This is a genomic window from Amycolatopsis thailandensis, assembly GCF_042723255.1.
GTDB lineage: Bacteria > Actinomycetota > Actinomycetes > Mycobacteriales > Pseudonocardiaceae > Amycolatopsis > Amycolatopsis thailandensis.
On the sequence record NZ_JBHXJK010000034.1, the window covers coordinates 35,393 to 46,731 of the forward strand.

Sequence of the window (11,339 nt, forward strand, 5' to 3'; positions counted from 1 at the left end):
CCGGCATGGACTTCCTCGCGTTGACGACAAGGGCACATCAGGCGACGGGCGAGACGATCGCCGGGATCGGCACGGACGACTGGGACCGCTCGACCCCCTGCGCCGAGTGGGCCGTCCGGGACATCGTGAAACACCTGATCGACAACAACGAGCACCGCGCCGCGCAGGCGTCCGGCCGTCCCAGGCGGACCCGGCCGACGAAGGACGCCGACCTCGCCCAGTCCTACGCCGAGAGTTCCGCCGAGTTCCTCGCGGCCTTCGACGCCCAGGCCCTGGAGAAGACCTTCGACTTCGGGACCTTCGGCCCGCTTCCCGGGAAGAACGCCTTGGCCGTGCTGTTCGTCGACAACCTCACCCACGGCTGGGACCTCGACGCCGCCCTCGGCCGCGAGCACGTCTGGGACGACGAACTCGCGACGGCCGCGTTCCGCGTGGCGAGCCGCTACCCCGACGCGATGCCGGTGCGCGGGCCCGGTGGCGCCTTCGACCACGCTGTCGAGACACCGCCGGACGCCGCGCCCGGCGACCGGCTCATCGCGTTGCTGGGCCGTTCAGCTCCGCCGATTCCTCGTCGCTGAACAACCGGGAGCGGACCAGGAAGCGGACTCCTTCGGGCGCCTCCAAGGAGAATCCGCTTCCCCGCCCCGGGACGACGTCGATGGTCAGGTGCGTGTGCTTCCAGTACTCGAACTGCGGCCCGGACATCCACACCGGGACGTCCTCGATCCCCTCGACGACCAGGTCGCCGAGACGGACGTCGGACACCCCGGTGCGGAATTCGCCCGCCGGGTAACACATCGGCGCGCTTCCGTCACAGCATCCACCGGACTGGTGGAACATCACCGGCCCGTGCAGCGACACCAATCGCCGCAGGAGATCCGCGGCGGCCGGTGTCAGGCCGACCCGCTCGGTCATCAGAAGAACCCGAGCGCACTGTCCGAATAGGACACCAGCATGTTCTTGGTCTGCTGGTAGTGATCCAGCATCATCTTGTGGTTCTCGCGCCCGATCCCGGAGGCCTTGTACCCGCCGAAGGCCGCGTGCGCCGGGTACGCGTGGTAGTTGTTGACCCACACCCGGCCCGCCTGGATGTCGCGGCCCGCCCGGTAGGCGGTGTTGCCGTCGCGCGACCAGACACCGGCGCCGAGGCCGTACAGCGTGTCGTTGGCGATCTTCAGCGCGTCGGCGTAGTCGTCGAACTTCGCCACCGAGACCACCGGGCCGAAGATCTCCTCCTGGAAGATCCGCATCTTGTTGTCGCCCTCGAAGACCGTCGGCTGCACGTAGTACCCGCCGGAGAGTTCGCCGCCGAGGTCGCTGCGCTCGCCGCCGGTGAGGACCTTCGCGCCTTCCTTCTGACCGATGTCGATGTAGGAGAGGATCTTCTCCAGCTGGTCGTTGGAGGCCTGCGCGCCGATCTGCGTCTCGGTGTCGAGCGGGTGCCCCTGCTTGATCTTCTTGACGCGCTCGACGGCGTCGCCGAGGAACCGGTCGTAGATACCGGACTGGATCAGCGCCCGGGACGGGCAGGTGCAGACCTCGCCCTGGTTCAGCGCGAAGAGCGCGAAGCCCTCCTGTGCCTTGTCGTAGAAGGCGTCGTTGGCCGCGGCGACGTCGTCGAAGAAGATGTTCGGGCTCTTGCCGCCGAGTTCGACGGTGACCGGGATGATGTTCTCGCTGGCGTACTGCAGGATCAGCCGCCCGGTGGTGGTCTCGCCGGTGAACGCGACCTTCCGCACGCGGTTGCTCGACGCGAGCGGCTTGCCCGCCTCGACCCCGAACCCGTTGACGATGTTCAGCACGCCCGGCGGGATCAGGTCGCCGATGAGCGACAGCAGCAGGTGGATCGACGCCGGGGTCTGCTCGGCCGGTTTGAGCACGATCGCGTTGCCCGCGGCGAGCGCGGGCGCGAGCTTCCAGACCGCCATCAGCAGCGGGAAGTTCCACGGGATGATCTGACCGACGACGCCGAGCGGCTCGTGGAAGTGGTACGCGACGGTGTTGTCGTCGATCTGGGAGATGCCGCCCTCCTGGGCGCGCAGGGCGCCGGCGAAGTAGCGGAAGTGGTCGATCGCCAGTGGGATGTCGGCGGCGAGGGTCTCGCGGACCGGTTTGCCGTTCTCCCACGATTCGGCGACGGCGATCGCTTCGAGGTTCTGTTCCATCCGGTCGGCGATCCTGAGCAGCACGTTCGACCGTTCGTCAACCGACGTCCGGCCCCAGGCCGCGGCCGCGCCTTCGGCCGCGTCGAGCGCGCGGTCGACGTCGGCGGCGGTACCGCGGGCGATCTCGGTGAACGCCTGCCCGGTCACCGGGGTCGGGTTCTCGAAGTACTGGCCGCTCGCGGGCGGTACGTACTCGCCGCCGATGTAGTGGTCGTAGCGCGACTCGTAGCTGACGACGCTGCCTTCGGTGTTCGGTGCCGCGTACTTGGCCATCTTTCCTGCCTCATCGCTAGGGGTGGCGGATGGCGGCGAAGGTAGGCCGGGTGAGGTTGCACGCACGTTGCAACGTAGTGAGCCCGGTCACCTATCCTCGAAAACGTGGCGGAGCTGCCCGGAGGTGAAGCGTCGCCGCGTGACCCTCAGGCGTACGCGCGGCTGCTGAAGGACGTCCGCGAAGCCGTCCTCTCCGGTGTTCCCGCGCCGCGTTCCCCCAGGTCGATCGTGTCGGCGTCGTGGAACCGCTCGCTCGCTGCGCGGGTCGACCCGGACACGGGCGTCGCCCCGCTGGTCTACGACCCGGGCGAAGTGAGCGGGCTGCGGGACGAGCATCCGCTGGCGCCGGTGCTGCCGATTCTGCGGCAGACGCTGGTGAGCATCGCCGACGACGCCGAGCACATGATGATCGTGACCGACGCGGCCGGGCACATCCTGTGGCGCGAAGGCGCCGCCGGGGTGCTGCGGCGCGCGGACGGCGTGATGCTCGCCGAGGGGACGCGCTGGAGCGAGGACGTCATCGGCACGAACGCGATGGGCACCACGCTCGCCACCGGGGAACCGGTGCAGATCTACTCCGCCGAGCATCTCGTGCGGACCTACCACGGCTGGACCTGCGCCGCGGCGCCCGTGCGAGACCCGGAGACCGGCGCGCTGCTCGGGTCGATCGACGTCAGCGGCCCGCTGCGGACGGTCCATCCGGCGATGCTCGCGCTCGTCACGGCGGCCGCCCAGCTCGCCGAAGGCCAGCTGCGGGCCCGGCTCGCGCTGCTCGACGAGCGGTTGCGGATCGCCAACATGTCTCATCTGGAAGCGTTGCGCGGCACCCCCGGCGCCTTGCTTTCGGCGAAGGGGCGCGTGCTGGCGGCCGAATCCTGCGGCGATCTTCCCGCCACCGTGGACGTCCGGCCCGGCGGCGGCGCGGTCACCCTGCCCGACGGACGACTCGGGACGGTCGAGCCGTTGTCCGAAGGCTATCTGCTGCGCCTGCGGAACCGGGGGCCGTCGAGGCGGCCGCGGCTCGCGCTGGAGTTCCTCACCGACGGTCCGCCGTCGACCACTGTGGACGGTCGCGAGGTGCCGTTCACGCTGCGGCACGCGGAAATCCTCACGCTGCTCGCCCTGTACCCCGGTGGTCTCTCGGCGGAACGGCTGGCTTTGCTGCTCTACGGCGAGAGCGGCAACCCGGTGACGGTGCGCGCGGAGATCCACCGGCTGCGCACGCAGCTCGGGTCGGACATCGTGCGGACCCGGCCGTACCGGCTCTCCGCCGAGGTGGACGCCGACTTCCTGCGGGTCCGCGCGGCGCTCAAACGGGGCGACGTCGCCGGTGCCGCGAACGCGTTCCGCGGGCCGCTGCTGGCCGAATCGGAGTCGCCTGCCATCCGCGAGGAGCGCGAGTCGGTCACCGCGTCGGTCCGGCGGGTCGCGCTCGGCAGCGGGGACGCGGCGGCGCTGTGGTCGTACTGGGAGACCCCTTGCGGCGCGGACGACTTGGAGATCATCGACGCGCTGTGCCGGGTGCTCCCGGACGGAGACCCGCGGCGTGCTGTCGCGTTCACCCACCGCGCCCGGCTCGGGCGATAGCAAAGGTCCCCCGCTCCCCCGAAGTAGACAGCGTCTACGTGAGTTTGATAGACAGTGTCTACAAGGTGAACTCGCGGTTACGGAGATCTGGATGGGCTACCAACGTTTCGTCGCGCTCGGCGACAGCTGCGCCGAAGGGCTGGCCGATCCGCATCCGTCGGGCGGCTTCTACCGCGGCTGGGCCGACTTCGTCGCGGCACGCCTCGCCGAGGAAGAGCCGGGTTTCCGTTACGCCAATCTCGCGGTCCGCGGGCGCAGGCTCGACCAGATCCACGCCGAGCAGACCCCGGCGGCGAGCGGACTGCGGCCGGATCTGATCGCGCTGTTCGGCGGCGGCAACGACGTGATGAGCCGCGGCTGGGACGCGCGTACGGTCGCCCGCCGCGTCGACGCCACCATCCGCGCCTGCACCGAGATCGCGCCGGACGTCGTCACCTTCACCCTCAGCGACATCTCCCACCGCATGCCGATGGGTCACCGCATGCGCCCGCGCATCGTCGAGCTGAACGACGCCGTCCGCGAAGCGTCCGTCAGCTACGGCGCGACGCTCGTCGACCTCTGGCCGGACGACGCCGCGCACGATTCCCGCTACTTCGGCCCGGATCGGCTGCACCTGTCCGAACAAGGGCACCGGCGCCTGGCCGGGCACGTGCTCGGCAAGCTCGGCGTCACCCACGACCCGGCCTGGCTCGCCCCGCTCCCCGGTTCGGCGGGACGCCCCGGCTTGCGCGCGGACCTGCGCTGGCTGACCCGGGAGGTCCTCCCGGTCGCGGCCAGCCGGTTCCGCAACCGGCTCAGCGGCCGCCAGCCGGGCGACGGCTTCCTGCCGAAGCGCCCCGACCTGCTGCCCGTCCTCGAGGAGACCCGGTCGTGGGCGCCCGAACCCGCCTGATCGACACCGCGGCGAACCTGCTGGCCGAAGAGGGCGTCGGCGCGGTGACGCTGCGCGGGATCGCCAAGGCGGCCGGCGTCTCGCACGGCGCGCCGCTGCGGCATTTCTCCGGGCGCGCGGCCCTGCTCTCGGCGGTCGCCACCCGCGGCTACACCGAACTGCTCGATCGCGGCACCGGCCTGCCGGACGGGACGCCGCGCGAGCGGCTCATCGCGGCCTGCCACGGCTATCTCGACTTCGCGCTGACCAATCCGGCGATGTTCGAGCTGATGTTCCGCCGCGATCTCATCGATCCGGACGACACCGAACTCACGCGGGTGAGCAGCGCGGTCTTCGACTTCTTCGCCTCGCTCGTAGGCGCGCTCCAGGACGGGGACTGGCATCCCGCGACCGACCCGCGGCTGCTCGCGTCCTCACTGTGGGCGTCGCTGCACGGTCTCGCCCAGCTGTGGCTCTGGGGCGGATTGGCTGGTGCGAGCTTCGCGCCGTCACCGGAAAGCGCGCTGGCCGTCACGCTGGACGCTTATCTGAGCTGAGGCTCGGCGAAGAGGCGACCCGCTCCGGATATCCCCTCCCGAAGGCCCTCTTACCCGGAGGAGGGCGACCTCTTCGCCGAGTTGGGGAATGGAATATCCATCCTGCCCCGACGTTATCCGGACGGATCATCGAGCGGAATCACCGCGAGTCGGAAGGCGAGGTAAACCTTCGCGGTATATCGCCGGGCGAATACCGCGAAAGTTGCAGGAATTGGGCGGTCCGACGCTCCGGCGGTAACTTTCGGAAGTGCCGTCCCTCGCTCAGCCCTTTCAGCTCCTCCGTGCACGGCCGGCGCTCATCGATTTTCTGATCACGGCGGCCTCGGCCACTCTCCTGGCACTGGGCGCGGCACCCCGCGGCGGCGCGTTCGGCGATCCGGTCGAGGCCGAAGGCGTCGCCCTCGCGGTGCTCGTCGCGCTCCCGCTGCTGGTGCGCCGCCGCTATCCGATCGCGGTCCTGCTCACGTCGGTCTCGATCATGACCGTGTACACCGCCTTGGGTTACCGGGCCACCTTGGGCGAGCCCTCGGCCTTCATCGCGGCGTACACGGTGTGGGCGCGCTATCCGCCCGCGAAGGCCGTGGCACCGACCATCGCGTGGGTCGTGCTGTTCGAGGCAGGGCTCGTCCTCGGGGAAGTGCCGTCGTTCGTGGCCGACACGACACGCCTGATCGCGCAGTGCGTGGGCACGATCATCGTCGGACGGCTCGGTTTCCTGCGCGCGGACCGGCTGGTGGAACGCGCCGTCCGCGCGGAGCGCGAGATCCGGCTCGAAGCGGAACAGGCCGTCGTCGAGGAGCGCATCCGCATCGCGCACGAACTGCACGACGTCGTTTCCCACCACATCTCGGTGATCGCGGTGCAGGCGAACCTCGCGCGATACGTCTTCGAGTCCTCCCCCGGCACCGCGCGCACCGCGCTGGACACGATCACCGGCACCACGACGGAAGCGCTCGACGAACTGCGGCGTCTGCTCGGGGTGTTGCGCCCACCGCAACGTGAAACATACGAGTACCGCCCTCAGCCCGGTCTCGCCGATTTGCCCGCGCTGGTCGCCCGCGTGCGTGAAGCCGGCCTCACGGTGAAGGCGCGGACCGTCGGCGAACCGCGACGGCTTCCGCCGGGACAGCAACTGTGCACCTACCGAATCGCGCAGGAAGCGCTTACGAACGTACTGAAACACGCGGACAAGGCGAGTGTGGAGCTCGTCCTCGAATACGGTGAGGCGGCGCTCGTGCTGAGCGTCCGCAATTCCGCTCCCGAAGACACACCACCGTCCGATCCGGCCGGACAAGGCCTCATCGGAATGCGCGAACGGGCGAGAATGTACGGTGGTTCGATCGAAATGGGACCGGCAGGATCCGGTGGTTTCGCGATCGAACTGACCCTTCCCTATCTTCCGCAGGAGCGAGCCCGGTGACCAGTGTGCTGGTGGTCGACGACCAGGATCTCGTACGGGCGGGCTTCGTCGCTCTGCTCGACGCCGTTCCCGACGTGCACGTCGCGGGCGAAGCGCGAAACGGGCTCGAAGCCGTCGAGAAAGCCCTCGACCTGCGTCCCGACGTGATCTTGATGGACATCCGGCTGCCCGGGCTCGACGGGGTCAAGGCGACCGAGCGGATCCTCGCGCAGGCCGGTCCGGAGAAGCCGAACGTGCTCATGCTGACGGTGTTCGACCTCGACGAATACGTCTACACCGCGTTGCGCGCGGGAGCGGCGGGCTTCCTGCTCAAGGACTGCCCGCCGGAGACGCTGATCGCCGGGATCCACGCCGTCGCGCGCGGCGACATGCTGTTCGGGCCGACCATCACCCGGCGGCTGGTCGAGGCCTTCACCCAGGGCCCGCCGGAGAAACCGGCGGCCCCGCCCGCCCTCACCGGACTGACCGAACGCGAACTCGAGGTGCTGCGCTACGTCGGCACCGGCGTGCCGAATTCCGACATCGCGCGGAGCCTGCTGGTCAGCGAGGCCACCGTGAAGACGCATCTGAACCGGTTGATGACGAAACTCGGTATTTCCAGCCGGGCCCAGGCAGTGGTGGTCGCCTACGAAACAGGGCTCGTACGGCCCCGAAATTCTTGAATAGCGCGTTCGAAGTCTTTCCCAAGCACGGATTTCGCGGCATGCCAGCCGCCCATTCCGTGCACACCGGGTCCCGGCGCCGTCGCGGCCGAGCACAGGAAGACACCGCCGAGCGGGGTGCGATGCGGATTCCAGCGCGTGACAGGCCTTCCGAGCACCTGGCGCAGATCGACCGCGCCGGCGGCGACGTCCCCTCCGGGATAGTTCGCGTTGTAGGCCTCCAGCTCCGGCGCGGTGAGGCAGCGGCTCGCCAGGATCGTGTCGGAGAACCCGGGCGCGAACCGTTCGATCCTCCGCCGGACGAGCTCGGTGACGTCTCGCGGATCCCCGTGCGGCACATGGCAGTACGCCCACACCGGCCGTTTGCCCGGCAGCCCGCGGGAGGGGTCGAGCACCATCGGATCGGACACGAGCACGAAACGGTCTTCCGGAGCCTCCCCGCGCACGACGGCGTTCTCCGCGGCGTACACCTCGTCCCGCGTGCCTCCGAGATGGACGGTGCCCGCCTTGCCGACCTCCGGGACCGCCCACGGAACCGGTTCGGACACCAGGAAATCCACCTTCGCCACGCCGGGCCCGTAGCGATAGGACTCCAGCGCCTTCCGATATCGCGGCGGCATCAGATCTCGCGCGATGTCGAGGAAACCGCGCGGCGCGAGATCGAGGACCACCGTTCGCGAACCCGCCAAGCACCGCAGATCCGTGATCCGGCTACCGGTGTGGATCCGCCCGCCGTGCGCGCGGAGATCGGCGGCGAGCGCCTCGGTGATGCTCTGACTGCCGCCGCGGGCGATCGGCCAGCCGGTCGAATGCGCGAGGTGGCCGAGCAGAAGGGTCGCGCCGGCCGCGGCGAGCGAAGGTTGACGGCTCATCACGTGCGCGGAGACACCGGAAAGGAGCGCGGGCGCTTCCGGACCGGTGAACAGACGGCGTTCCAGCCCGGAAGCGAGCAGCGCCGTCCGGGCGGGGAGAAGCGCGGCGGCGCGCGGGTCCCGTGGCGGATGACGGAGGTCGCCGAGCAGGAGATCGGCCAGCTCGCGGCTGTTCGCGGCCAGCGGTCCCAGCAGGCGGCGCCACCGGGGACCGTCCGTACCAAGGGCATCACAGGTCCGGTCGAGATCTTCATAGGCGAGTCCGGCGCGGCTACCGTCGATCGGGTGCGCGTACGCGATCTCCGGCCGCAGGAGGTCGACTCCGTGCCCGGCGAGATCGAACCAGCGGAAGAAGGGAGACGCCGCGGCCAGCGGATGCCCGGTCGCGCAGATGTCGTGCCGGACGTCGTCGTCGAACAGCGGGGCCGTGCGCGTCCCACCGCCGATCTCGTCCGCCGCCTCGTGCACTTCGACCGACAGGCCCGCCCTGACCAGCAGCACCGCCGCCGCGAGGCCGTTCGGCCCGGAACCGACCACCGAAACGTCGACCGCCATACCGCCCCCTTGCCGGATCCGAACTTCCCGTCCGAATATTGTCGGACCTCTCTCCTAGATTGACCCGCTCCAACCCAATCAGGAAGGAGGGCCATGCCCGACCATGACACGCTGCTCGCGCGCGTCCGGAAACTCCTCGCGAAGGCGGAGGACCCGGCGGTCACCGAGGCCGAAGCCGAGTCGTACAACACCAAGGCCGCCGAACTGATCGCCAGGTACGGCATCGACCAGGCGCTGCTGGCCGCCTCCGGGGCGACCGCCGACGAGATCACCCAGGTCATGATCCCGCTCGAAAACCCGTACAGCCGGGACAAGGCGGGACTGCTCACGAACATCGCGCATCCGCTGCGCTGCCGGGCCCTGCTGCACCGGCTCGGCCAGTCGGTCACCGCGGTGACCGTGTTCGGCTTCCGGTCCGATCTGGAGCGCACGGAACTGCTGTACACCAGCCTGCTGCTGCAAGCGACCACCCAGCTGACCAGGGTCCGCCCGGAGAACCGGGTGTTCGTGGGCGAATCGCTGGCCGCGTACCGGCGCACCTGGCTGCACGGATTCTCCGGCGCCGTCTACGAAAGGCTCCGCAACAGCGAAGACACCGCTGCCCGCACCCACACCACGGCGGCGGGTCATCGCTCCGCCGAACTGGTGATCCAGGACCGGACGGCGATGGTCAAACAGGCGTACGATGAGCAATACGGCGACTTGCGCTCGGCACCGCCGAGGCGGCTGTCCGGAAGCGGCTATCTCGACGGACATTCGGCCGGTGAGCGAGCCAACCTCAACACCACCGGTCTCACCGGAAGGCGCCGCGCGCTGCCGGTTCGCTAGACCATCGTGAAAACCACCTCGTGAGAATCGCGTGTCCTCGGGTCTACTGAGGACATGATCGTGATCGAAGACCTGGCCACCCGGCCTGAGCTGCGTGAGCCCGCGCTCGGCCTCGGCGGTGTCGGCGGCGAATTCCTCCAGCACGGCCTGGCGGGCCTGCTGGCGAAGTCGTCCCACCTGGCCGCCCGCTGGCCGGAATACTTCCTCGTGCTGCTGGAAGACGGCGTCCCGGTGGCGAGAGTGGCCGCCGTCCCGGTCGGATTCCCGACGGCCGAACGCCCGGAACTGCCGGACCACGGCTGGGACGCCGCCCTGATCTGGGCCGCCGAAGATCTGATGAGCGCCCGTGAGACGAATACGCTGATCGCCCTCGAAGTGATGGTCGCGCCAGGCCGCCGCGGTGGCGGCCTGGCCACAAAAGCGTTGGAAGCGTTGAAAAAGCGCGCCTCGGAAACAGGGATGCGCAACCTCGTCGTGCCGGTCCGCCCGGCCGGGAAGGAGAACGAACCTGGACTGTCCTTTGAGGACTACGTCGCGCGCCGTCGCCCGGACGGACTGCCCGAGGATCCGTGGCTGCGCACGCACGAGCGGCTCGGTGCCCGGTTCGTGAAAGTGGCGCCGTTCGCGATGACGGTCACGGGCACGTTCGCCCAGTGGAAGGCGTGGACCGGCGTCGAACTCCAGGACGGCCTCACGGCCGTTCCCGGCGGGATCGCGCCGGTGCTCGCCTCCTCGGCGCTGGACGTCGGCGTCTACACGGAACCGAACGCCTGGATGGAGCACCTGGTAGATCGAGCCAGCACCTGCTAGATTTCTTTGGCATGTGCGGGAGCCTGCCATGAGCGCCACCGGACCGTCCGGCGACGAGCTGCTGCGGCTGCTGGGGGCATTGGCGAATCCGCATCGGCTGCGGATCGTCGCGGCGCTCCGCGAGGAGCGCGCGTACGTGAGTCAGCTGGCGCGAGAGCTCGGCATCAGCCGGGCGCTGTTGCAGCTCCACCTGCGCAAACTGGAGGCGGCCGGGCTCGTGTCGGCCACCCTGGAGCTGTCGGAGGACGGGAAAGCGATGAAGTTCTACGAGGTGAAACCGTTCCTGATCGAACTGAGCCCGGACGCCATCGCCGCCGCGGCACCGACACTGACCACGCCGTCGGCGGGCGATGAGGGGGAACGACCGTGAAGTGGCATCAATGGCAGGAAGTCGCCGGACTGATCGGCATCTTCGTGTTCCTCACCGTGGTGATCACGGTGGTCGTGTGGCAGTTCGGCGCGACCATCCGGGCCAAGGGCGCGCTCGCGCGGGAACAGGAATACCGCAGGCTCGCCGAAAAAGCCGTCCAGGCGCAGGAAGAGACCGAACGCAAACTCACCGAACTCAACGGCCGCCTCGCCGATCTCCAGAAGAGCGTGGGCTCGGTCGAGCGGATCCTCAAGGAGGTCGACTGACCACCCGGTGAAAAGACCCTGGGCCGCCGAGCGGCAACTCGACGGCCCAGGAAAGAAGAAGCAAAAACCTCGCCCGAGGCATCTCACTCCTTCACGTAAAGGA

Annotated in this window: 13 protein-coding genes; 10 read left to right on the forward strand and 3 right to left on the reverse strand. The window is 69.4% G+C overall.

All coding sequences use genetic code 11. The features are described 5' to 3' along the window. Window positions 1-5 precede the first annotated feature (5 nt). Window positions 6-578, forward strand: coding sequence for a TIGR03086 family metal-binding protein (locus ACFWMR_RS16080; RefSeq protein ID WP_378378907.1), 573 nt, complete (start codon window positions 6-8; stop codon window positions 576-578). Here ACFWMR_RS16080 and ACFWMR_RS16085 read toward each other — a convergent pair. Together ACFWMR_RS16085 and exaC are read right to left on the reverse strand one after the other, a co-directional pair. Continuing rightward, the gene (locus tag ACFWMR_RS16085) at window positions 532-915 is read right to left on the reverse strand and encodes a DUF779 domain-containing protein (RefSeq protein WP_378378908.1); all 384 of its coding nucleotides are present in this window, start codon (window positions 913-915) and stop codon (window positions 532-534) included. The two genes, ACFWMR_RS16080 and ACFWMR_RS16085, sit on opposite strands and share 47 nt — an antisense overlap. Next, window positions 915-2,438 carry an acetaldehyde dehydrogenase ExaC gene (gene exaC, locus ACFWMR_RS16090; RefSeq protein ID WP_378274189.1) on the reverse strand — a complete coding sequence of 508 codons (1,524 nt, stop codon included), beginning with the start codon at window positions 2,436-2,438 and terminating at the stop codon, window positions 915-917. Before exaC ends, ACFWMR_RS16085 begins: the two co-directional genes overlap by 1 nt. A 105-nt stretch (window positions 2,439-2,543) precedes the next feature. Between exaC and ACFWMR_RS16095 the strand changes: the two genes are divergently transcribed. From ACFWMR_RS16095 to ACFWMR_RS16115, 5 genes are all read left to right on the forward strand, one after another. Beyond that, window positions 2,544-4,025, forward strand: a complete 1,482-nt coding sequence (locus ACFWMR_RS16095) for a GAF domain-containing protein (protein ID WP_378378909.1) — start codon at window positions 2,544-2,546, stop codon at window positions 4,023-4,025. Window positions 4,026-4,116: 91 nt separating this feature from the next. After that, entirely contained in the window at window positions 4,117-4,917 is an 801-nt protein-coding gene (locus ACFWMR_RS16100; RefSeq protein WP_378378910.1) for an SGNH/GDSL hydrolase family protein, read from the forward strand. After that, complete coding sequence (locus ACFWMR_RS16105; protein ID WP_093937789.1) at window positions 4,896-5,453, forward strand: TetR/AcrR family transcriptional regulator; 558 nt, start codon at window positions 4,896-4,898, stop codon at window positions 5,451-5,453. The genes ACFWMR_RS16100 and ACFWMR_RS16105 overlap by 22 nt, the downstream gene beginning before the upstream one ends. 247 nt (window positions 5,454-5,700) lie before the next feature. After that, window positions 5,701-6,873: a sensor histidine kinase gene (locus ACFWMR_RS16110; RefSeq protein ID WP_378378911.1), complete on the forward strand. Its 1,173-nt coding sequence runs from the start codon at window positions 5,701-5,703 to the stop codon at window positions 6,871-6,873. After that, window positions 6,870-7,535 carry a response regulator gene (locus tag ACFWMR_RS16115; RefSeq protein WP_093937787.1) on the forward strand — a complete coding sequence of 222 codons (666 nt, stop codon included), beginning with the start codon at window positions 6,870-6,872 and terminating at the stop codon, window positions 7,533-7,535. The genes ACFWMR_RS16110 and ACFWMR_RS16115 overlap by 4 nt, the downstream gene beginning before the upstream one ends. Here the strand turns inward: ACFWMR_RS16115 and ACFWMR_RS16120 are convergent. Next, a complete protein-coding gene (locus ACFWMR_RS16120) occupies window positions 7,499-8,962 on the reverse strand; it encodes a phytoene desaturase family protein (RefSeq protein WP_378378912.1) in 1,464 nt (487 codons plus the stop codon). The genes ACFWMR_RS16115 and ACFWMR_RS16120 overlap by 37 nt on opposite strands. 93 nt (window positions 8,963-9,055) lie before the next feature. Here ACFWMR_RS16120 and ACFWMR_RS16125 point away from each other — a divergent pair, with 93 nt between their 5' ends. Genes ACFWMR_RS16125 through ACFWMR_RS16140 form a run of 4 tightly spaced genes read left to right on the forward strand, consistent with a single transcriptional unit; the run spans window position 9,056 to window position 11,236 of the window. Continuing rightward, window positions 9,056-9,790 (forward strand): DUF2786 domain-containing protein, encoded by a 735-nt coding sequence (locus ACFWMR_RS16125; protein WP_378378913.1) that lies wholly within the window; start codon window positions 9,056-9,058, stop codon window positions 9,788-9,790. Between the two features lie 54 nt (window positions 9,791-9,844). Beyond that, window positions 9,845-10,600, forward strand: coding sequence for a GNAT family N-acetyltransferase (locus ACFWMR_RS16130; protein WP_093937785.1), 756 nt, complete (start codon window positions 9,845-9,847; stop codon window positions 10,598-10,600). A 28-nt stretch (window positions 10,601-10,628) separates the two neighbouring features. Next, the gene (locus ACFWMR_RS16135) at window positions 10,629-10,970 is read left to right on the forward strand and encodes an ArsR/SmtB family transcription factor (RefSeq protein ID WP_093937784.1); all 342 of its coding nucleotides are present in this window, start codon (window positions 10,629-10,631) and stop codon (window positions 10,968-10,970) included. Continuing rightward, complete coding sequence (locus tag ACFWMR_RS16140; RefSeq protein WP_378378914.1) at window positions 10,967-11,236, forward strand: hypothetical protein; 270 nt, start codon at window positions 10,967-10,969, stop codon at window positions 11,234-11,236. The genes ACFWMR_RS16135 and ACFWMR_RS16140 overlap by 4 nt, the downstream gene beginning before the upstream one ends. Window positions 11,237-11,339: the final 103 nt, after the last annotated feature.